The following is a 21,858-nucleotide window of genomic DNA, read 5'->3' as shown; positions in this document are numbered from 1 at the left end:
TATCCACAGTCTGGAGAGTAATATTCACGTTTTGTGGACAATACTTGAGAATTTGTGGGGTTTCTTTTATACTTTCAAAAGAGTAAAGTAGTTGAACGCTTGTTAATTCTGTATCTATACACAGAAATGAGTGTTGATAATAGAAGGTGGATGACGGAAATGATGAAACATTGGATTGTGGAAAGAGATGTGGATAACAATGAAAGTTATCCACAAATTGTGGATGCAGCGAAGATTCTTCAACAGAATGAAGTGGTGGCATTCCCGACAGAGACGGTTTATGGTCTGGGTGCCAATGCGAAATCGGATACGGCTGTGGGGAAAATCTTCAAAGCGAAGGGAAGACCATCTGATAATCCACTGATTGTCCACATATCAAATATAGATCAGCTGGATGAACTGGTGGAGGAGGTTTCTGATGAAGCAGCGAACCTCATCGATGCTTTCTGGCCGGGTCCATTAACGATTATTTTTGAAATTAAGGAAAACGTACTTTCTGAAAAAGTAACAGCTGGATTACCTAGCGTAGGGATCCGGATGCCTGATCACCCAGTAGCCCTTGCAATCATTGAAGCGTCAGGGCTCCCGATTGCGGCCCCAAGTGCCAACCGCTCGGGAAAACCAAGTCCGACAACGGCTCAGCATGTCATCGAAGATTTGGATGGCCGGATCGCGGGAGTGGTCGACGGAGGTGAAACGGGTATCGGTGTGGAATCGACGGTAGTGGATTGCACCGGACCAATCCCGATGGTTTTACGTCCTGGAGGAGTCTCGGTCGAACAGCTGGAAGAAGTACTCGGTAGAGTCTTTGTGGATCCTTCTTTAAAAGAAGGAAAGGGGGCTCCGAAATCACCAGGTATGAAATATACGCACTACGCACCTGATGCTCCTGTGTATTTAGTGGACGGTACGAGGGCAGATCTTCAGAAATTAGTGGATAACAAAAAAGCAGAAGGTCTCAAAGTTGGAGTGTTAACAACGGAAGAATTCATGGATGACTTCTGTGCAGACGTCATTCTCTCGGTTGGACGAAGAGAGGACCTGACAACAGTCGCACGAAATCTCTACGATACGCTGCGAGCTTTTAATAAAAGGGACGTGGATATCATTTTCTCCGAAATATTTCCCGAAGAAGGCGTCGGACTGGCGATTATGAACCGGCTTCAAAAAGCTGCGGGGTATCGGGTGATTAAAGGATAATCGTTACCCCTACGGTTTGAGAGAACTGTAGGGGTTTTTTGTGGGAGTAAATAATACCCAATCTACAAACCCATTTACCATTCTATTTCCCTTTGGACGTGCATAAATTTGTTCTGTAGGCATGTCCGGAGGGGGAAAAAACAAAAATGACAACGATTATTGGAGAACTGATTACCTTGATGTTAATGGCATTTGCTCTTGGGATGGATGCCTTTTCGATCGGGATCGGGATGGGTATGTTTCAGTTGAGATTAAAGCAGATTTTCTATATAGGATTGGTTGTAGGGATCTTTCATGTCTGGATGCCCCTCTTCGGGATGATGACGGGGAAGTTTTTATCAGAAACGTTCGGTGCCTTTGCGGGGTATGCCGGCGGGCTCCTTTTGATTGTATTGGGAATACAAATGTTCATGTCCAGCTTCAAAGAAGAGGAGACGACGCTCATTTCCCCGGTAGGATTTGGTTTAGTCCTCTTTGCTTTGAGCGTAAGCCTGGATAGCTTTTCCGTTGGCTTGACCCTGGGGATATTCGGAGCCAGGACAGCGGTTGCTCTCTTCTGTTTTGGAATAGCGGCGACGGTATTGACCTGGGCTGGTTTATTCATAGGCCGTAAATTTCAAGGGGTGCTCGGGACGTATAGCGAAGCCCTTGGGGGAAGTATTTTGTTTGCATTTGGGATTAAGCTGCTGCTGCCGTTGTGAAATAAGGTGGTTGCCAGGAGATCGCGATTTAATTGAGGAAGGTCCGTCCCTTTTGGGTGGGCTTTTTTCATTTTCTAAGTGAATGAGCTAGGTGAGGTTTGGAAAATATTTTATAATAGGTTGTAAGGAGGATGACGTGATGAATATTTTATTTGTTTGTACGGGAAATACGTGCCGAAGTCCTATGGCAGAGGCTGTTTTGAAGCATAAGGGTGCTGAGAGGTTTGATGTGAAATCTGCTGGCGTTTTTGCCATGGACGGAAGTGATGCTTCATTTCAGACTAAAGAAGTGCTGAAAGAGAACGATATAATACATAGACACCAATCGAGTTCGCTCTCAAAAGAGAATCTGGATTGGGCTTCCTATATTTTCACGATGACTTCGAATCATAAGCGGGCAATTGTGGATCAGTATCCACATGTGGCGGACAAAATTTTCACATTGAAAGAGTTTGTCCATGAAGATCCTGCAGATTTGGATGTATCGGATCCTTACGGGGGAAGTGTGGACATCTATAGACATACATACAGAGAGCTGGATTCATTGATTGAGGAGTTAATTAAAAAGCTGGGTTGAGACAGGGAGAGAGAAAGAATGGGGAAAGAGAGAAGCTACAAAACGGGTCTTAGAAAGAAATTGGTCTTCTTTATCACGCTTCTTGCGATGGTGACGTATTCCACAAGTGCACTTTTTATTTATTTTATCAAACCTACTTTTGCACCTGAAATGAACGAACTTTTATTTACGAGCATGACGCTTGGGATGGGAGTGTTCTGGTCAGGTGTGCTTGCCTTTTTTGCAGCTGGATTCATCGTCAAACCACTTCAGCGTTTGGAACAGGCTGCGTTAAAAGCAGCTGAAGGGGACATTGCCGTAGAAGTGGAGGTACCGAAGTCGGATGATGAAATCCGGTCACTGGCACTGGCCTTCAATCGCATGCTGCATAATTTGCGCGACATGGTGTCGAGTATCGACGAAAATTTCACCAAAACCAATTCCAATGTCATTGAGCTGTCGAAAGCATCGGAATCAGCTTCCATTCAAGCGGATTCCATTTCCAAAACGATCAGCGAAATTTCAGCAGGTGCCGAAAGCTCGGCGATGGCGATTCAAACGACGGCTGAATCTGTTGAGGACGTGATCCGGATCGCACAGGAAGTACAGAATCACTCCAAATCATCAGAACAAATGTCCAAGCATATGGTGACGGAGCTTCAAGGAAGCAAGGAAGTCATTCATTCCCTGGTAGAAGGCATAAGCCGACTTGCAAGAGGAAATGAAGATTCTTTAGATGCTGTTCGCCGATTGGAAGACAATGCGAAAAAAGTGGAACAGATCATTCAATTGGTCGGTGATATCGCGAACCAGACCAATCTTCTCGCTTTAAATGCTTCCATTGAAGCAGCACGTGCAGGCGAGCACGGTAAGGGATTTGCAGTTGTCGCCGAGGAAGTCCGCAAACTGGCAGATGAAAGCGGCAAAGCAGTTCAAGGAATTTCGGATCTTATCAAGAACATTCAAATCGAGGTTGGAAATGTGGTTGGCCAGATTACGACTCAAGTTGACTCTGCAAATTCCGAAGTAATAAAAGGAACACAGACCAATGAGATGATCGAAACGATGACGAAAACGATTCATGAAGTAGCGGATGCCGTTCAAAATATATCCGTTCTTGTCGATCAGCAAATGAACAGCATTCAATTGACTTCCCAGCAATCACAGGAAGTTGCGGCCATCGCAGAAGAAACCTCCGCAGGGGCAGTGGAAGTGTCAGCCTCCACTAAAGAACAAGCGGCTGTGATGGGGGATGTAGAGAAGCTGGCATTGAATCTAAGAGAGCAGGCAGAATCACTTAAAGGTACGATTACGCGTTTTCATCTATAAAAAAGGCGGGCATGAGGGACGGACCTCATGTCCGTTTTTTTGTAGTTGTCTGGCTTTCGACTCATTCTCTCAAAAACAATCCGAAAAACTTTATATAATCATGAGTGTGTGGCAAAATAAACGTATCAAAGGCTATAGGGAGTGGGATTAATTATGAAGATTGCAATTGCATCCGATCACGGCGGGCTAAATATCCGGGAAGAAATCAAATCACTACTGGAAGATCTGGGCCTCGAATATGAGGATTTCGGTTGTGAGTGTGAAACATCCGTTGACTATCCGGACTATGCGGTGCCTGTTGCGGAAAAGGTAGCCAGCGGTGAATTCGATCGTGGTATCCTGATTTGTGGAACGGGCATCGGGATGAGCATCTCAGCTAATAAGGTCAAGGGAATCCGTTGCGCCCTTGTACATGATGTGTTCAGTGCGAAAGCAACGCGTGAGCACAATGACAGTAATATGTTAGCAATGGGTGAGCGTGTGATTGGACCCGGACTAGCGCGTGAAATCGCCCAAACGTGGCTGGTGACAGAGTTTGAAGGCGGCCGCCATGCCAACCGTGTGGGGAAAATCACGGCATACGAAGACAAACAATAAGGAGTGGATTTCATGGAAATCGCTCAAATGAAGCAAGATCTTCAAACGATCCTGCAAGATTTCAGCAAACAGGTTCCAATGAAAAAAGGACAAGTGTTTGTTGTAGGCTGTTCAACATCAGAAGTGATGGGGGAGCGGATCGGAACATCGGGAACGATTGAAGTAGCGGAAATGATTTTTGATGAGTTAAAAGGATGGGCTGATTCCATAGGTGTTTCGCTTGCATTTCAATGCTGCGAGCACTTAAATCGTGCCATTGTTTTGGAAAGAGATGTTGCAGAAAGAAAAGGCCTGGATGAGGTCACGGTCATTCCTGTGCGAAAAGCAGGAGGGGCGATGGCGACCCAAGCGTACCATTCCTTTGAAGATCCCGTTATGGTCGAGCATATTAAAGGCGACGCCGGCATCGACATCGGAGATACTTTCATCGGCATGCACCTGAAACACGTAGCCGTCCCAATCCGGGTATCAAAAAAAAGCCTCGGCGAAGCCCACGTCACACTGGCCAAGACCAGACCAAAACTCATCGGGGGAATCCGAGCCGTGTACGAATAATATTCTCTACTAAAAGGTCCGTACCTCTGATGTGAGGGACGGACCTTTATTTCGGTGGTATCTTAGATCAAGGTGTAAATCCCGAACTATAAAGGGAGACATGGAGAATATGATTATGTTAAAGGTGATGGTAGGTAATGTAGAGAACCTAATAATATAACGGCACATGTTCCTCTTATTTCGACAAGGATAGTCACAATGCTACTTATGGGAGTGTGTAAGAGAGCAGAGAGGATGTTTGTGAACAATATCACACGAGGTCCGTCCCTCTCGATACGCTCTAAACACGAACATTACGTTTTGACTAGAGGTTTTTATTTCGCGTTTTGCTGAATCGTGTTAGAATGAGAGTGAATGAATCAATGAGGCACCTAGAGCAGTTGGGCCTATGAATTAAAGGGGGATATGTATGAGTAAGATTGCCAAGCAAGATCCGGAAATTTATGCAGCGATTCAAGATGAATTAGAGCGTCAACGAACAAAAATCGAGTTAATTGCATCTGAGAACTTTGTCAGTGAAGCGGTTATGGAAGCACAAGGCTCCGTTCTGACAAACAAGTATGCAGAAGGGTACCCAGGTCGTCGCTATTATGGTGGCTGTGAGCATGTGGACGTAGCTGAGAATTTGGCTCGCGATCGTGCGAAGGAACTATTTGGAGCAGAACATGTAAATGTTCAGCCTCACTCAGGAGCACAAGCCAATATGGCAGTCTACTTCACGATCCTCGAACAAGGAGATACGGTTCTTGGAATGAACTTATCTCATGGTGGACATCTGACTCACGGAAGTGCCGTCAATTTCAGTGGAATTCAATATAACTTCGTAGAGTATGGTGTGGACGAAGAAAAGCACCTGATCAATTATGAAGATGTTAGACAAAAAGCGTTAGAGCATAAGCCGAAGCTGATCGTAGCGGGAGCAAGTGCCTATCCAAGAGCGATCGATTTCGCTAAATTCCGCGAAATCGCAGACGAAGTGGGAGCATACCTAATGGTGGATATGGCTCACATCGCTGGTCTTGTAGCAGCCGGTCTTCATCAGAACCCGGTTCCTTATGCAGACTTCGTGACAACAACGACTCACAAAACATTACGCGGACCTCGTGGCGGTATGATCCTATGCAGAGAAGAGTTTGCAAAGAAAATAGACAAGTCTATTTTCCCTGGAATTCAAGGTGGCCCGCTTATGCACGTGATCTCAGCTAAAGCTGTTGCTTTCGGTGAAGCGCTGCAGGATTCTTTCAAAGACTATGCGCAGAACATCATCGACAATGCGAACCGTTTAGGTGAAGGTCTTGTAAAAGAAGGAATCAATCTTGTATCCGGTGGTTCAGACAACCATCTATTATTGATCGACCTGCGTTCACTAGGACTGACTGGGAAAATCGCTGAAAAAGTCCTTGATGAAATCGGGATTACCGTTAATAAAAACACGATTCCATTCGATCCTGAAAGCCCGTTCGTAACAAGCGGTGTCCGTATCGGAACGGCAGCTGTTACATCCAGAGGCTTTGGACTAAAGGACATGGACGAAATTGCTTCCATCATGGCGCTGACTCTTAAGAACCATGAAGACGAAGCGAAACTGGAAGAAGCACGCAAACGTGTCATTGACTTAACAAGCAAATTTGAATTATATCCGGAAAGATAATAGATGACCTCTCCACCAAAGAAGGACCTTCCTGGTGGAGAGGTTTTTTTGATGGGGAATTAGTAGAGAAGTAGGTTTTCAAACATATAGTTGCCGATTGTTATGCGATTTTGAGTGGAATACGGCCGTTATGGGCGAAAATCCGGCCGATTCAGACATTAATCCAGCCGATTAACATAATTAACTAAATCTCACGAGAAATACTCCAGCCTACACGTCTTTGTCCCACACCCCTCATCTCAATTCTAACGATTCCATTACACTTCCCATCTCATGTTGCTCTTAAATTGTCTTTTATGTACAATAGTCTGAGGTGTAAAGGAAGTAGACAAACTATTTTTACATAAAATCGAATTTAAAGGAGAGAGTCGAATGGGCAAAGTATATGTATTTGATCATCCGTTAATCCAACACAAATTAACGTTTATTCGTGATAAAGAAACAGGTACGAAGGAATTTCGTGAGCTTGTTGATGAGGTAGCGACACTGATGGCGTTTGAAATTACACGTGATTTACCATTAGAGGATATAGATGTGGAAACGCCAGTAAGCAACGCAAAGGCCAAGACTCTTGCAGGTAAAAAGTTAGGGATTGTTCCTATTCTGCGAGCTGGGTTGGGAATGGTTGATGGGATTCTTAAACTGATCCCGGCTGCAAAAGTAGGACATGTTGGTTTATATCGTGACCCGGAGACTCTTAAACCGATTGAATATTACGTAAAGCTTCCAAGTGATGTGGAAGAGCGTGACTTCATCCTGGTTGATCCAATGCTTGCCACAGGAGGATCTGCCGTTGAAGCCATCAACTCATTAAAGAAGCGTGGCGCCGTAAGCATCAAGTTCATGTGTCTCGTTGCTTGTCCTGAAGGGGTAGACGCAATCAAGGAAGCACATCCTGACGTTGACATCTTCATTGCGGCTCTTGATGAGAAGCTGAATGAAAAAGGATACATCGTTCCTGGTTTAGGGGATGCTGGAGATCGTTTATACGGTACGAAATAATTTGAAATAAACAGGAAAGCCGGATTATCTATATTTGATAACCCGGCTTTTCTATTTATATAACGCCTAATTCCTATTGTAATTTAGTTGGAAGTATTTACATTAAATTCAAGGGTTACTCATAAAAAGAATTTTCTATATAATGGAGGGGTATGTGAAGATAGAATTCTATGTATACGTGAGACAAGTCGGCTCCGCTTTTCGATTGTCCAGCTCCGGGGGCTTGGGGCTCGAGGTTATAAGATAAATTAACCAAAAAGGCAAAGGGTGCTTTTCCGGTCAATTCGTCTTATGCTTGTCGCCTCTGACCAACCCGCCTCTGCTTTTATGTAAATGTGTTTAAAATGTGAACAATTTGGAAACGCGTGGATAGGTTGTGAACTTTTTAACTTGAACTCATTGACATAGATAATACCCTATTGTATGCTTACAAAGGGTATCAAATGATAAGGTTTTCACAAGGGTTGAACCCTTATGGAAACGGTTTTTCATCATTTGTACAGTGTGAACGATTTTCCACTAAATCACATGTGTGGAGATGAGAAAAAATGCGTCAAAATGATCGACGCCCGTATCAATCGATGGTCTTGTATTCTGCTATTCTTTCCCAGCTTGTTGGTTCTATCTTAATAGGGATCTTCGGCGGGAGATGGTTAGATGGAATATGGAGCACCACACCACTTTTCTTAATTATTGGACTACTCCTTGGGCTCGCAACAGGAATCTACACCATGCTCCGTACAGTCCAACATTTCAATTCGGGAGATTAATGTATGCCAGAACTTCAGCAAGTGTTTAACAGGCATCGTAAGTACATATTTTTCCTCCTTTCCCTTTACGTCCTCGGTTGGGGTTTCACTTCCTATCAGTCTATTTTCCTTGGGCTTATTTTGGGGACAGGCATCAGTCTGTTTAGTCACTGGCTGATCATGAGGAGAACCGTGCGATTCGGTGATGCAGTAGAATCTGGTCAAAAGGTTCGGTCTTTAGGAACCTTCTCAAGGATGGCAGGTGCGGCCTTTGCAGTCATTATTGCAACGGAATACCCTGAGCACTTTCATCTCCTGAGCGTCATTATGGGATTAATGACAATTTACCTTGTCATTATGATAGATTATTTTATTCAGCAGCTTTTAGCTCATAAATAGCGGGGAAGAGAGGTGAATTTCATTGCATCATGAAAATCCTACAGCCGAGTTTCTAGGGTTAACTTTTAACCTGGCGAACGTTCTGATGATCACAGTGGCGAGTGCCGTTGTTTTCTTAATTGCCGTTCTGTCAACTCGTAGACTGGCCATGAAACCGACCGGAGTGCAAAACTTTATGGAGTGGGTCATGGACTTTGTCAAAAATATCGTGAAAAGTAATATGGATTGGAAAACAGGTGGTCGTTTCCATCTCCTTGGACTTACTTTGCTCATGTACATTTTCGTTTCAAACATGTTAGGACTTCCGTTCTCGGTAGTCATTGACCACGAATTATGGTGGAAGTCACCAACAGCGGATCCAGTTATTACTATGACCCTGGCGGTTATGGTCGTTGTGTTAACGCACTATTATGCAATCAAGATGAAAGGCTTCGGTGAATACGGTAAAGACTTCTTCAGACCTATGTCGTTCTTATTCCCGCTGAAGATCATTGAAGAATTTGCCAACACACTAACGCTTGGTCTTCGTCTTTACGGTAACATTTACGCTGGGGAAATCCTGCTTACACTACTGGTAGGAAGCCTCGCTCATATGGGAGCAGCCGGATTACTGGGTGCCATTATCCCAACGATTGTATGGCAAGCTTTCTCAATCTTTGTCGGCGCAATCCAATCATTTATTTTCGTTATGTTAACGATGGTTTATATGGCTCACAAAGTCAGCCACGACCATTAATATATACCCTGTTCAAAATTGAACAAAACTACTCAAAACATTTTTTTATACATTTAAAGGAGGAAATTCAGAATGGGTCTTTTAGCAGCAGCAATTGCAATCGGTTTAGCAGCACTAGGTGCAGGTATTGGTAACGGTCTTATTGTTTCACGTACGGTAGAGGGTATGGCTCGTCAACCGGAAGCTCGTGGAATGCTTCAAACTACAATGTTCATCGGGGTTGCGTTAGTAGAGGCGATTCCTATCATCGCAGTAGTTATCGCATTCATCGTAATGGGTCAATAATAGCAGTTTAAAGTTCAAGATGGCGAAGATCATTCGATAAGAACCTTCGCCATTCCTTTATGTTTAGTACTTATGAACAATTGACTATGAATGATACGGCATTTGCCGATATTGTACAGCTTTTCTTTATGGAAGGCATTGACTCTTGAAGGGAGTGAAACCGCGTGCTTACAAACGCATTTGTCCTTGGAGCTGGTGGCGGCTTTACAGGTGGAGATATCGTATTCCAGCTTGTTATGTTCCTTATCCTTCTTGCGTTACTGAAGAAGTTTGCTTGGGGTCCTTTGATGGGCATCATGCAAGAGCGTGAGAATCACATTGCAGGCGAAATAGAAGCGGCTGAACAAAGCCGTCTAGAAGCAAATAAGAGCTTAGAAGAACAGCGTCAACTTTTAAAAGAGGCTCGTCAAGAAGCGCAAGCGATGATCGAGAACTCTAAGAAGCAGGGCGATGAGCAACGTGAACAAATCATCATTGCCGCTCGTCAGGAATCTGAGCGCTTGAAAGAATCTGCGAAACGTGAAATCGAGACGCAGAAAGAACAAGCGATGGCAGCATTACGCGAGCAGGTTGCTTCACTATCTGTTCTGATTGCATCGAAAGTGATTGAAAAAGAACTTTCTGTTCAAGATCAACAGAAGCTGATCAACGATTATATTAAAGAGGCAGGAGAAGAGCGATGAGCTACTCTACAGTCGCAAAACGCTATGCGTTAGCTCTTTTCGATATTGCCAAAGAACAAAATCAATTAGAAGCGATTGAACAAGAGCTTCGTGCAGTGAAATCCGTTTTTATCCAAAATAAAGAATTAAGCATTCTTTTGGAAAATCCGAAGTTTTCGACGGATAAGAAGAAAGACATGTTGAAAGAAGCGTTCTCAAGCGTTTCAGTACCAGTATTGAATACACTTCTTCTTATGACTGATCGTCATCGTGAAGATCAGGTAGTGGGAGTTGTCAATGCATTCATCGAGCTTTCTAATGACGCTAGAGGAATCGCAGAAGCAAAGGTGTACTCCGTACGTGCTTTAACAGAAGATGAGAAGACAGCAATCTCAGCTTCTTTTGCTAAGAAAATTGGGAAACAATCATTAAGAATTGAGAATGTGATAGACGAGAACATACTTGGCGGACTTAAGGTCCGTATCGGCAACCGTATTTATGACGGAACTCTTGCCGGTAAGTTGGGTCGTCTTGAGCGTGAACTTGTTCGTTAACTTTCGTATAAATGAGGGGTGAAATTCATGAGCATCAAGGCGGAAGAAATCAGCGCGCTGATAAAAAAGCAAATTGAAAACTATCAGTCTGAGATGAAAGTAAGCGATGTAGGTACAGTTATCCAAATCGGTGACGGTATCGCTCGTGCTCATGGCCTCGACAATGTCATGGCTGGAGAGCTTGTTGAATTTTCTAACGGTGTCATGGGTATGGCGCAGAACTTAGAGGAAAACAACGTAGGTATCATCATTCTCGGACCATTTACTGACATTCGTGAAGGCGATGAGGTTCGTCGTACTGGACGTATCATGGAAGTTCCAGTAGGACAAGAATTAGTAGGTCGTGTTGTAAACTCACTTGGACAACCAGTTGATGGATTAGGTCCAATTGCGACAACGAAAACACGTCCAATCGAAGGTGGAGCACCTGGTGTTATGGATCGTAAATCTGTACACGAGCCACTTCAAACGGGTATCAAAGCGATCGACGCTCTAGTTCCAATCGGTCGTGGTCAACGTGAGTTAATCATCGGAGACCGTCAAACAGGTAAAACATCTGTTGCGATCGATTCGATCCTAAACCAAAAAGGTCAAGACATGATCTGTATCTATGTTGCGATCGGACAAAAAGAATCAACTGTACGTAATGCAGTTGAAACGCTTCGTAAGCACGGTGCCCTTGATTACACAATCGTTGTAACGGCATCAGCTGCTTCACCAGCTCCAATGCTATTCTTAGCACCATACGCTGGTATCACAATGGGTGAAGAATTCATGCATAGCGGCAAGCACGTTCTTGTTGTATATGATGATCTTTCTAAGCAAGCATCTGCTTACCGTGAGCTTTCATTATTATTACGTCGTCCTCCAGGCCGTGAAGCATTCCCTGGTGACGTATTCTACTTGCACTCTCGTTTACTCGAACGTGCTGCGAAATTAAGTGATGCAAAAGGTGGAGGTTCCATCACAGCATTACCATTCGTTGAAACACAAGCAGGAGATATCTCCGCTTACATTCCAACAAACGTTATCTCCATCACTGACGGACAGATTTTCTTACAATCTGACCTATTCTTCTCCGGTGTTCGTCCGGCGATCAATGCAGGTCTTTCCGTATCACGTGTTGGTGGATCCGCACAAATCAAAGCGATGAAGAAGGTTTCCGGTACACTGCGTCTTGACTTAGCGGCATACCGTGAACTTGAAGCATTTGCTCAGTTCGGATCAGATCTTGATAAAGCGACACAGGCGAAACTGAATCGTGGAGCCCGTACTGTTGAAGTACTGAAGCAGGATCTTAACAAACCACTACATGTTGAAAAACAAGTTATGATCTTCTATTCATTAACAAAAGGTCATTTAGATGATATTCCAGTAACAGATATTCGTCGTTTCGAAGGTGAATTCCTAAGCTGGTTAGATCACAACCATACAGAACTGTTAGACCATATCCGCACAACAAAAGGTCTTCCTGAAGACGATGCAATGGTTGCAGCGATCAACGAATTCAAGAAGACATTTGTAAAGTCTGAGTAATTTAATAGGACGTCGGTGTTCATTCTGATGACACCGGCTGATTATTCTATTATTTAGTTGGTTCTAGTGAATATGACTAACATTTTAAAAGGGTGGTGAGAACCAGTGGCATCGTTACGCGACATAAAAACTCGTATTACATCTACGAAGAAAACCAGTCAAATTACGAAAGCAATGGAAATGGTCTCTGCCTCTAAATTGAACCGTGCTGAATCGAATGCGAAAGCCTTCGTCCCATACATGGAGAAAATTCAGGAAGTCGTTGCTTCCATTTCCCTTGGTAGCACAGATGTAACGCATCCGATGCTAGTCTCCCGCCCCGTAAAAAAAACCGGCTACTTGGTCATTACATCTGACCGCGGTTTGGCGGGGGCTTATAACTCGAGCGTCATTCGTGCTGTAAGTAATGCGATTAAAGAGCGTCACAGCTCACAAGATGAATACGCCATTATTGCGTTAGGTCGTATTGGAAGGGACTTCTTCCAAAAACGAGGCGATAATGTAGTGGAAGGTATTGTAGGGCTACCAGATCAACCAAACTTTGCAGACATTAAAGACATTGCCAACAAGGCAGTCAGCATGTTCTCTGATGGTGCTTATGATGAGCTTTACATGTACTACAACCACTATGTCAGTGCCATTCAACAAGATGTTACCGAGAAGAAGGTTCTTCCTTTAACGGAGCTTGATTCTTCTTCATCGAACTTAACTTCTTATGAGTTTGAGCCTAATGCTGAAGAAATTTTGGAAGTGTTGCTTCCTCAATATGCTGAAAGCTTGATTTACGGAGCGTTGCTTGATGGTAAAGCCAGTGAGCACGCGGCACGTATGACAGCAATGAGAAGCGCAACAGACAATGCGAAAGAAATCATTAACAGCCTTACACTTTCTTATAACCGTGCGCGTCAAGCAGCGATTACCCAAGAAATCACGGAAATCGTCGGCGGGGCAGCAGCACTCGAATAGAAATGACATTCCGGCTTGAGTGCCGGATTACAACATAGTTTAGTCGTCAAAAGCTAGTTAGGAGGGAAAGAGATGAACAAAGGACACGTTCTTCAAGTAATGGGTCCAGTTGTCGATGTCAAGTTCGCTAATGGCCAACTTCCTGATATCTACAACTCATTAAAGGTCCAAATTGCAGATAGAGCTGAACTTACATTAGAGGTTGCCCTTCACCTAGGTGATGATTCTGTACGTACAATCGCGATGGCTTCCACAGATGGATTACAACGTGGAGCTGACGTGCTTGATACAGGAGCACCAATCTCTGTACCAGTAGGGGATATCACATTAGGTCGTGTATTCAACGTTCTAGGTGAATCAATCGATTTAGACGAGCCTCTTGCAGCAGGTATCCGTCGTGATCCAATTCATAGACAAGCACCTACATTTGATCAGCTTTCTACAGAAGTTGAGATTCTGGAAACAGGTATTAAAGTAGTAGACTTACTTGCTCCTTACATCAAGGGTGGTAAGATCGGTCTATTCGGTGGTGCCGGTGTTGGTAAAACCGTATTAATCCAGGAGCTTATCAACAACATCGCTCAAGAGCACGGCGGTATCTCTGTATTCGCCGGTGTAGGAGAGCGTACTCGTGAAGGTAATGACCTTTACCACGAGATGAGCGACTCTGGCGTTATCAAGAAAACAGCGATGGTATTCGGACAAATGAATGAGCCGCCAGGTGCGCGTATGCGTGTTGCCTTGACGGGTCTTACAATGGCTGAATACTTCCGTGATGAGCAAGGTCAAGACGTACTTCTGTTCATCGATAACATCTTCCGTTTCACGCAAGCAGGTTCAGAGGTTTCTGCCCTACTAGGCCGTATGCCATCTGCCGTTGGTTACCAGCCGACACTTGCTACTGAAATGGGTCAATTGCAAGAGCGTATCACGTCAACGAACGTAGGTTCTGTAACATCGATCCAAGCGATCTATGTACCTGCCGATGACTACACGGATCCGGCTCCTGCTACAACTTTCGCTCACTTGGATGCAACAACGAACCTTGAGCGTAAGCTTTCTGAGATGGGTATCTATCCTGCGGTAGATCCATTAGCATCGACTTCACGTGCTCTTTCTCCGGAAATCGTAGGAGAAGAACACTACAGCATCGCTCGTAATGTTCAACAAACATTACAGCGTTATAAAGAACTTCAAGATATCATTGCGATCCTTGGTATGGATGAGCTTTCTGATGATGATAAGCTGACGGTACACCGCGCTCGTCGTGTACAATTCTTCTTATCTCAAAACTTCCACGTTGCAGAACAGTTCACTGGACAAAAAGGTTCTTATGTTGAAGTGAAAGACACTGTTAAAGGATTCAAAGATATCCTTGACGGTAAATACGATCACATTCCTGAAGATGCGTTCCGTCTAGTAGGTCCGATTGAGGATGTATTAGCAGCAGCTAAAGAAATGGGCGTAGAGGTATAATTAGGGACCAGGAGGGAAGAAAATGAAGACATTAAAAGTCAATATTGTCACTCCCGATGGCCCAGTGTACGATTCAGAAGTGGAAATGGTGAGCACGAAAGCTCAAAGCGGTGAGCTTGGAATCTTACCTGGACACATTCCGATGGTTGCTCCACTACAAATCGGTGCGGTTCGCCTGAAAAAAGGTGGCAACACTGAGCTTGTAGCTGTCAGTGGCGGATTCTTAGAAGTACGTCCTGAACAAGTGACAATTCTAGCACAGTCTGCTGAAACAGCAGAAGCTATCGATGTACAACGCGCGAAAGAAGCAAAAGGCCGCGCAGAAGACCGCATGCAGGCACAACGCGACGACGTAGACTTCCGTCGTGCCGAACTCGCTCTAAAGCGTGCCATGAACAGAATCAACGTTTCCGAACGCAACTTCTAATAAAAACACCAAAACCACCCTTTCCTTGTGGAAGGGTGGTTTTTTTGAATAGAGGGACGGACCTCTGTTGGAAGGTTTAAAAACAGGTACCAAATCTACTTTGTCTTATTGTAAGTCCTATAAGGACCTGGATAAATTTCCACTGCCCAACTCACCTAAAAATTTTGTGAATTCCATATGTCGTTACAGAATTATGTGGTAAAATGGACTTTGTGCGTCGAATTGATCATTGGGAGTGAGAAGAGTGATAGAAAGCTTTGGCCAGCAGGCCCTTATCAGCATGCTCGTGCATTTATTTGTATTCGGGATCACATTTTGGTCTTTGCAATCCATCCAGTTAGACAAGCTCCTCAAAAAAAATCGAGTCGCTCAAGGGAGACTATTGTATATCCTACTAACGATCGCGATCGGGTCTGCCGTCAGCCGATTTTTATTGGATTACTACTTGTGGTCTCAAAGCTTGACTGTTTTCTTTGAATAAGTAGAGCTTCTGACAAAAAATAGGTCTTCCTGCATGTTTTCAACAGGGCCTGTTTTAAGTAAGATTAATTTTGTGCTCGTTCCTTTGTGAAAAAGTTTCAAAGTGAAACGCTTTCATGTAACAGCCTGCCGACAACTCAATATTTGTAAAAAGATGACGACAATTTTCAAGTATGTTCTTCTCCTATTCGGACAGACTTTTAGGTAAGGGGAGGAATGGAAAATGACTCGGTATCTTTACATTATTTTAATCTTTTTTGTTGGATTAGGTTTTCTTCCTGTTATTAATGGGAACAACACTATCGAAGCCAATCATTTATTAGACATTGAAAAGCTTGACCAAGCCATTGTTCATTCTCAAGGTCAGATAACTGAATGGTCTCTATATGCAAGAGAAAACAAAAAAAGCTTCACGAATAAAGGGTTTGCCAAATATAGTACTACTATGCAAGAAAGATTTTCTGATTTTGAGTGGGTGACGAAGAAATCAGCTGAAGAGGTAATGGTTGTGGGACAACGTCAGACGCCTCACGGGGAAGAAACCATTAAGTTGCAGCATACCCTCACAAACAAGCAGTCCGTTTCGTATAGTATGTATGAAATGCGCGGAGATCAGAAAGCGTTGGGAGAAAAGACGAAGCAGTATATCAAAACTGAATTTATCCCAAATATGGAAATCATTTTTACTACTAAACCTATGATTTTCTCTTGTATAAAAGGCGAATTCAATGATAAGCTTGAGAAAGTTTTGTCGAATCAGGCTGTCGAACTAATGTCGAAATTAGACGCTAAAGAACTGGAATCACTTAAAGAAGAAGACTTTTATTCCATTTCAGCTTACTCGGAACAAATGTCACGGACTATACCAACAAAAAATGATGATATGAATATACAACTAGGTCTACGGAAAAGCGGAATGGGCGCTAAGACAACCTTTGTGATTGGCACACCCATCCTAATTATTGAATATTAATATAGAGAAATTGGACGCGGAGGGGAATACTCTTGGAAAAAATTATCGTCCGCGGCGGTCAGCGTTTAAGCGGTACAGTGCAAGTTGAAGGAGCAAAGAATGCCGTTTTACCAGTCATCGCTGCTACATTATTAGCAAGTGAAGGAAAAAGTGTCATTAAAAATGTACCACCACTCTCCGATGTATATACGATTAATGAAGTATTACGTCATTTAAATACAGATGTAGAGTTTAACCATGGTGAAGTCATCGTGAATGCATCAAGAGAGTTGTTTGTGGAAGCACCGTTCGAATATGTTCGAAAAATGCGTGCATCCGTTCTTGTTATGGGATCATTACTTGGACGTACAGGTAAAGCACGCGTTGCACTTCCTGGTGGATGTGCGATTGGATCAAGACCGATTGACCAACACTTAAAAGGCTTCGAAGCAATGGGAGCAAAAGTGAAGGTAGGAAATGGTTTCATCGAAGCTGAAGTAGACGGAAGACTGAAAGGTGCCAAGGTTTATCTGGACTTCCCAAGCGTTGGGGCGACAGAAAACATTATGATGGCTGCAGTCCTTGCAGAAGGAACAACAGTCCTTGAAAACGTCGCAAAAGAGCCTGAAATTGTCGACTTAGCCAACTTCCTGAACAAAATGGGAGGAAGCGTAGTAGGTGCAGGTACTGGAACGATCCGTATCGAAGGTGTAGACCGCCTATACGGTGTCGAGCACAGCATCATTCCAGACCGTATCGAAGCGGGAACTTTCATGGTGGCTGCTGCCATCACTCAAGGTGATGTCCTTGTAAAAGGTGCCATTCCAGAACATTTATCATCATTGGTTGCCAAGATGGAAGAAATGGGCGTTACGATCATCGATGAAGAAGAAGGTCTTCGTGTCATCGGACCGGAGAAATTAAAATCTGTCGATATCAAAACAATGCCTCATCCTGGTTTCCCAACAGATATGCAATCTCAAATGATGGCATTACTTCTAGCAGCTGACGGCACAAGCGTCATCACTGAAACAGTATTCGAAAATCGTTTCATGCATGCTGAAGAATTCCGTCGTATGGGAGCAGACATTAAGATTGAAGGCCGCTCAGTAATCATGAACGGACCTACGCCTCTTCAAGGAGCAGAAGTGGCTGCAACGGACCTACGTGCAGCAGCAGCTCTTTCGATTGCAGGTCTGGTAGCAGATGGTTACACTCGAGTGACAGAACTGAAGCATTTAGATCGTGGATATGTGAACTTCCATCAGAAGCTTGCAGGCCTTGGTGCCGACATCGAGCGTGTGAAAGAATTGGAAGAAACACCTGTTTCTGAGCAAGACATGATTAAAGATGCGTAAGCATTAGATTGAAAGGTGAGCTTTTCTTTTATAGAAGAGCTTGCCTTTTTTGTTTGGATTGAGAGTCGGGCTGAGTGTGGAGCTAGCTGTAACTCAGGTAATTTTGGTGAAATGAGTAAAGCAACTGGGTTCTTTCCAAGTTCTCCAATCGAAAACATCTTCCACCGTCAAAATCACTCTTAAAAGATTCATAATTGCTTGTCCACTACCATACATATGAAAGAGAGTGGAGAAGTGTGCTAGGACATTCTCCTATTTAATCTTTCATTGGAGGCCGCGAACATGAAGCATTTGAAACCAGTACTGATCATCTTCTCAATCTTTATCAGCATCATTTTTATTGTACCTACTCTTCTCGTGCTCCCATTTTCATCAGAAAAGGAAACGGCAAACTTAGACGAAAAGCTAAAGAACCCGCCATCCATCGAAGAGTTGGCGAACTCGGTGGAGGTAGCGGTCTATCGCTCCAACCAGGATTTGATCGAGAAACTTCCTTTGGAGCAGTATGTAGTAGGGGTAGTAGCTGGTGAAATGCCTGCAGATTTTGAAAAGGAAGCGTTAAAAGCTCAAGCACTTGCAGCACGGACGTATATTGTGAATCAGCTCCTACTTGAGGACTCCACTGTTCCGAAGGGCGCCGATGTGACAGATACGGTCTCTCATCAGGTATTTAAGAACCAGAAGGAGCTTGCTGGCCTCTGGGGTGCCGACTATGACTGGAAGGTCAAGAAAATATCCGAAGCGGTACTTGAAACGATGGGGCAGGTGCTGACCTATGATGGTAAGCCCATTACGGCAGCCTTTTTCTCAACGAGTAATGGATACACAGAAAACTCAGAGGCTTATTGGCCGAATGAATATCCATATTTAAGAAGTGTCGAAAGCCCTTGGGACTCGGCGTCACCAAGATTCGAAGATCAAAAGGTTATCCCGATCAAAGAGTTTGAGAAGAAACTGGGCGTAACCCTGCCAAAGGATGGCTCGGTAGGGACGATCACATCAAGAACAGAAGGCAAAAGGGTAGCGAGTGTTGAAATAAACGGCAAAGGATTCTCCGGCCGTGATATAAGAGAAAAGTTAGAACTGAGATCCTCAGACTTCACCTGGTACCTGAAGGATGATCATATCGTCATCGCCACAAAAGGATACGGTCACGGAGTCGGTATGAGCCAATACGGAGCAAACGGAATGGCGAAGGAAGGCAAGGATTATCAAGACATCGTCACACATTACTATAAAGACGTCAAAATTACAGAGTCCGATAAACTGCTGCAGAAAGTAACAGCACAAAGATAATAAAAAGGATTGAGTCTATAAGGTCAAGGTGACCAGACTCAATCCTTTTTTAAATAGGCTTCAAACTTCTTCATCTTTCTCGTTAAAGCATGATGGGGCTTTTTAAAATATGTCCGGTTCACAATCCAAAAAAGGACAGTGACCCCGATCAAATCCTTGGCAGCGTCAATCATCGTTGCCGACCGATACGGAACAAAGGATTGATGAATTTCATCCACAAACCCATAAAAGACCGCAATTAACGCAACGGTAAAATTCATAGTGAATCGAAGCTTTCCATGTGCCAACAGAGCGACCACAAATAATCCATATAAAATACCGAATTCGATTAAATGAAGAGATTCTTTAATAAAACGATCCAACTGATTATCAGGAAAACGAATGACGGCATCATCCGGATTACTCGACAAAATCCAAATAAGAATCATATAGAGAAAAGGCGCAGCTGTCAGCGCATACGTAAGTAACTTCTTCATAGGCAGCTCGTCCTTTCTGTTTTGTTATATTGTATCATGAAGGGCTGTAATTTCTTTAGCATCAATCAATCATTTGATCAGATCTTTAGATTATATTTTAATGGCTGTGTAATAAAAATGAATCTCAGAAAGTTGATTGTAGCGAAAGGCGCTCGACTCCTGCGGGAATAGCGGGACAGGTGAGACCCCGCAGGCGAAGCCGAGGAGGCTCACCGCCCGCCCCGCGGAAAGCAAGCGTCCTGTAGCGGAAATCAACTACTACAGTCTCTGTTAAAATACGAAAAATGCATAATAAAAAGAAAAATTTCATCTTATTTTTAAAATCATACATATTTTCCATCCCTTTGTCGAAAAATAAGAATTAAAAATTTTTTTGCGAATGTGTATATATTTTCTGAATTCTGTTCAGAATGATTGCTGAGGTGATGAAAATGAGAGAGGAAGAAAAGAAACAACCTTCTCAAAACTTTTTGAAAAGACGTTGGGCATACCCAGCAATCTATTTAGCAAGTGCAGCAATCATTATCACGGGGATTCTGTGGTACCAGGCAGGAAATGATGTAAACGAGAAAGCCAAGGATTACAGCTATGATGGAGTTCCTACTGACAATGAGTTCAACCAGCCTGCAGAAGAAGTCAATCGTTCATTGGAAAACTTTGTAATGCCTGTTGCGAGCCCTGAGGACACAGTCATCGAAAAACAATTCTACGATACTGAAGCATCAGCGGAAGAACAGGAAGCTGCCCTAGTCGTTTATGGTAACATGTATTATCCGAACCAAGGAGTCGACATCTCTAAGGATGGACAAGAATTCGATGTTCTGGCTGCCATGAGCGGTACAGTCACAAAGGTTCAAGAAGATTCCTTACTCGGAAACACGATTGAAATCGAGCACAGCAAAGGTATCGTGACTCGTTATCAATCAGTGAAAGACTTTGAAGTCGCGGTTGGAGATGTAGTAGATCAAGGACAAGCTATCGCTAAAGCAGGTAAGAGCTTATTCAATGAAGAAGCTGGCGTTCACGTACACTTTGAAATTCGTAAAGCAAATGTAGCAGTGAATCCACTGGAGTACTTCAATAAGTCCCTTGCAACACTTCAAGAAGCGCAATTAGAAGATAAGAAGGTTTCAGGTGAACAGCCGGATGCTGAAGCTGCACAGGAAAACGCAACTGAAGATCAAGCTAGCGAAGACAAAGCCACTGAAGACAAGGCAACAGAAGATAAAGCAACTGAAGAGAACGGTGCTGACGATGCAGCTGAAGAAAAACCGGAAGCTGAGCAAAAGCCTAAACAAGAAAATGCTGATCAAAAAGACGACGCAGCCGATAATGGCTCTGACGTAAAAGACGAAGAATAATCATATAGATGAAGGAAGACTGACCGGAGATTTCCGGTCAGTTTTTTTGTTTTCAGGATATATTCCATTCGTAGCCTCATCCATATAAAAAATTTCCTCGGAAATTCGACAAAGGGAATATTTTACTGAAAAAGGATTTCCACGCCATTCCAATCTAGTAATGCAATCACATTTTTCAATATCTTTATTGTAGTAAAATGATTCATTTATAAAGAGAAAGATCAAGTGCAGATTTGTCGTTTTTTCTTTATTGACCAGGCTTTTTTCAAAAAAGATAATGAGGGCATGAATAAAATTTCAGAAAATTTAATCTTTATTAATAGGAGGTCGTGTGATTAAGGAGACGCTTACAAAATCAGGAGGTGAAACGTTGCTTTACTTCATCGTGATTGTACTCATAACAGGGGGAAGCATTTTTCTTGCACTGAGAAAGAAACGGGCTTTCTTCTTAACCATTCCATTCTTGTCTTTATTCATTTACTTTATTTTTCAAATCGCCATGGTCCCGGTACCGTTCTTTGAGACCGTGAAATTTATTTTCAGTTTAAAATAAT

The 21,858-nt window shown here is 43.4% G+C and carries 25 protein-coding genes; 24 read left to right on the top strand and 1 reads right to left on the bottom strand.

Translation table 11 applies throughout. The features are described from left to right. Positions 1-159: 159 nt before the first annotated feature. From ACXAF2_RS10950 to spoIID, 22 genes are all read left to right on the top strand, one after another. Positions 160-1,200, top strand: coding sequence for an L-threonylcarbamoyladenylate synthase (locus ACXAF2_RS10950; protein ID WP_475138678.1), 1,041 nt, complete (start codon positions 160-162; stop codon positions 1,198-1,200). 146 nt (positions 1,201-1,346) lie between these two features. Further along, on the top strand, positions 1,347-1,901 hold the full coding sequence (locus ACXAF2_RS10945) for a manganese efflux pump MntP (RefSeq protein WP_475138677.1): 555 nt from the start codon (positions 1,347-1,349) through the stop codon (positions 1,899-1,901). 139 nt (positions 1,902-2,040) lie between these two features. Continuing rightward, positions 2,041-2,478 carry a low molecular weight protein arginine phosphatase gene (locus ACXAF2_RS10940; RefSeq protein ID WP_475138675.1) on the top strand — a complete coding sequence of 146 codons (438 nt, stop codon included), beginning with the start codon at positions 2,041-2,043 and terminating at the stop codon, positions 2,476-2,478. 18 nt (positions 2,479-2,496) lie between these two features. Next, complete coding sequence (locus ACXAF2_RS10935; protein ID WP_475138674.1) at positions 2,497-3,786, top strand: methyl-accepting chemotaxis protein; 1,290 nt, start codon at positions 2,497-2,499, stop codon at positions 3,784-3,786. A gap of 153 nt (positions 3,787-3,939) precedes the next feature. Beyond that, the gene (rpiB, locus tag ACXAF2_RS10930) at positions 3,940-4,383 is read left to right on the top strand and encodes a ribose 5-phosphate isomerase B (RefSeq protein WP_475138672.1); all 444 of its coding nucleotides are present in this window, start codon (positions 3,940-3,942) and stop codon (positions 4,381-4,383) included. 12 nt (positions 4,384-4,395) lie between these two features. Continuing rightward, on the top strand, positions 4,396-4,938 hold the full coding sequence (locus ACXAF2_RS10925; RefSeq protein ID WP_475138671.1) for a TIGR01440 family protein: 543 nt from the start codon (positions 4,396-4,398) through the stop codon (positions 4,936-4,938). 409 nt (positions 4,939-5,347) lie between these two features. Then, positions 5,348-6,589, top strand: coding sequence for a serine hydroxymethyltransferase (locus ACXAF2_RS10920; protein WP_475138669.1), 1,242 nt, complete (start codon positions 5,348-5,350; stop codon positions 6,587-6,589). Positions 6,590-6,961: 372 nt separating this feature from the next. After that, a complete protein-coding gene (upp, locus tag ACXAF2_RS10915; RefSeq protein ID WP_034765147.1) occupies positions 6,962-7,591 on the top strand; it encodes a uracil phosphoribosyltransferase in 630 nt (209 codons plus the stop codon). A gap of 548 nt (positions 7,592-8,139) precedes the next feature. Then, a complete protein-coding gene (locus ACXAF2_RS10910) occupies positions 8,140-8,361 on the top strand; it encodes an AtpZ/AtpI family protein (RefSeq protein ID WP_113969237.1) in 222 nt (73 codons plus the stop codon). 3 nt (positions 8,362-8,364) lie between these two features. Beyond that, positions 8,365-8,739 carry an ATP synthase subunit I gene (locus ACXAF2_RS10905; protein ID WP_475138668.1) on the top strand — a complete coding sequence of 125 codons (375 nt, stop codon included), beginning with the start codon at positions 8,365-8,367 and terminating at the stop codon, positions 8,737-8,739. A 22-nt stretch (positions 8,740-8,761) separates the two neighbouring features. Then, positions 8,762-9,475, top strand: a complete 714-nt coding sequence (gene atpB / locus ACXAF2_RS10900) for a F0F1 ATP synthase subunit A (RefSeq protein ID WP_475138666.1) — start codon at positions 8,762-8,764, stop codon at positions 9,473-9,475. A gap of 72 nt (positions 9,476-9,547) precedes the next feature. Beyond that, on the top strand, positions 9,548-9,760 hold the full coding sequence (atpE, locus tag ACXAF2_RS10895; protein WP_044339990.1) for a F0F1 ATP synthase subunit C: 213 nt from the start codon (positions 9,548-9,550) through the stop codon (positions 9,758-9,760). A 164-nt stretch (positions 9,761-9,924) separates the two neighbouring features. Beyond that, positions 9,925-10,443 (top strand): F0F1 ATP synthase subunit B, encoded by a 519-nt coding sequence (locus tag ACXAF2_RS10890; protein WP_475138664.1) that lies wholly within the window; start codon positions 9,925-9,927, stop codon positions 10,441-10,443. Next, positions 10,440-10,976, top strand: coding sequence for a F0F1 ATP synthase subunit delta (locus ACXAF2_RS10885; protein WP_475138663.1), 537 nt, complete (start codon positions 10,440-10,442; stop codon positions 10,974-10,976). Before ACXAF2_RS10890 ends, ACXAF2_RS10885 begins: the two co-directional genes overlap by 4 nt. Positions 10,977-11,003: 27 nt before the next feature. Beyond that, entirely contained in the window at positions 11,004-12,512 is a 1,509-nt protein-coding gene (gene atpA, locus ACXAF2_RS10880; RefSeq protein ID WP_475138661.1) for a F0F1 ATP synthase subunit alpha, read from the top strand. Between the two features lie 105 nt (positions 12,513-12,617). After that, on the top strand, positions 12,618-13,478 hold the full coding sequence (locus tag ACXAF2_RS10875; RefSeq protein ID WP_148971185.1) for a F0F1 ATP synthase subunit gamma: 861 nt from the start codon (positions 12,618-12,620) through the stop codon (positions 13,476-13,478). 72 nt (positions 13,479-13,550) lie between these two features. Next, positions 13,551-14,954, top strand: a complete 1,404-nt coding sequence (gene atpD / locus ACXAF2_RS10870; RefSeq protein WP_113969230.1) for a F0F1 ATP synthase subunit beta — start codon at positions 13,551-13,553, stop codon at positions 14,952-14,954. Positions 14,955-14,976: 22 nt separating this feature from the next. After that, positions 14,977-15,381: a F0F1 ATP synthase subunit epsilon gene (locus tag ACXAF2_RS10865; RefSeq protein ID WP_044339984.1), complete on the top strand. Its 405-nt coding sequence runs from the start codon at positions 14,977-14,979 to the stop codon at positions 15,379-15,381. Positions 15,382-15,625: 244 nt separating this feature from the next. After that, positions 15,626-15,862: a DUF1146 family protein gene (locus tag ACXAF2_RS10860; RefSeq protein ID WP_475138659.1), complete on the top strand. Its 237-nt coding sequence runs from the start codon at positions 15,626-15,628 to the stop codon at positions 15,860-15,862. A gap of 222 nt (positions 15,863-16,084) precedes the next feature. Further along, on the top strand, positions 16,085-16,834 hold the full coding sequence (locus ACXAF2_RS10855) for a YwmB family TATA-box binding protein (protein WP_475138657.1): 750 nt from the start codon (positions 16,085-16,087) through the stop codon (positions 16,832-16,834). 32 nt (positions 16,835-16,866) lie between these two features. Further along, positions 16,867-18,171 carry a UDP-N-acetylglucosamine 1-carboxyvinyltransferase gene (gene murA / locus ACXAF2_RS10850; RefSeq protein ID WP_475138655.1) on the top strand — a complete coding sequence of 435 codons (1,305 nt, stop codon included), beginning with the start codon at positions 16,867-16,869 and terminating at the stop codon, positions 18,169-18,171. Between the two features lie 282 nt (positions 18,172-18,453). Further along, positions 18,454-19,467, top strand: a complete 1,014-nt coding sequence (gene spoIID / locus ACXAF2_RS10845; RefSeq protein WP_475138653.1) for a stage II sporulation protein D — start codon at positions 18,454-18,456, stop codon at positions 19,465-19,467. A gap of 38 nt (positions 19,468-19,505) precedes the next feature. Here spoIID and ACXAF2_RS10840 read toward each other — a convergent pair whose 3' ends face one another. Next, the gene (locus ACXAF2_RS10840; protein WP_475138651.1) at positions 19,506-19,943 is read right to left on the bottom strand and encodes a VanZ family protein; all 438 of its coding nucleotides are present in this window, start codon (positions 19,941-19,943) and stop codon (positions 19,506-19,508) included. Between the two features lie 431 nt (positions 19,944-20,374). On the opposite strand from ACXAF2_RS10840, the gene ACXAF2_RS10835 reads away from it, so the two are divergent. After that, positions 20,375-21,304, top strand: coding sequence for a peptidoglycan DD-metalloendopeptidase family protein (locus ACXAF2_RS10835; protein ID WP_475138649.1), 930 nt, complete (start codon positions 20,375-20,377; stop codon positions 21,302-21,304). Between the two features lie 331 nt (positions 21,305-21,635). Next, positions 21,636-21,857: a hypothetical protein gene (locus ACXAF2_RS10830; RefSeq protein ID WP_475138647.1), complete on the top strand. Its 222-nt coding sequence runs from the start codon at positions 21,636-21,638 to the stop codon at positions 21,855-21,857. Position 21,858 lies beyond the last annotated feature (1 nt).

It is taken from the genome of Rossellomorea sp. ABR4_004 (assembly GCF_056159585.1).
The sequence above is the reverse complement of the archived record's forward strand: the minus strand, read 5'-3'. Positions and strand labels throughout refer to the sequence as shown.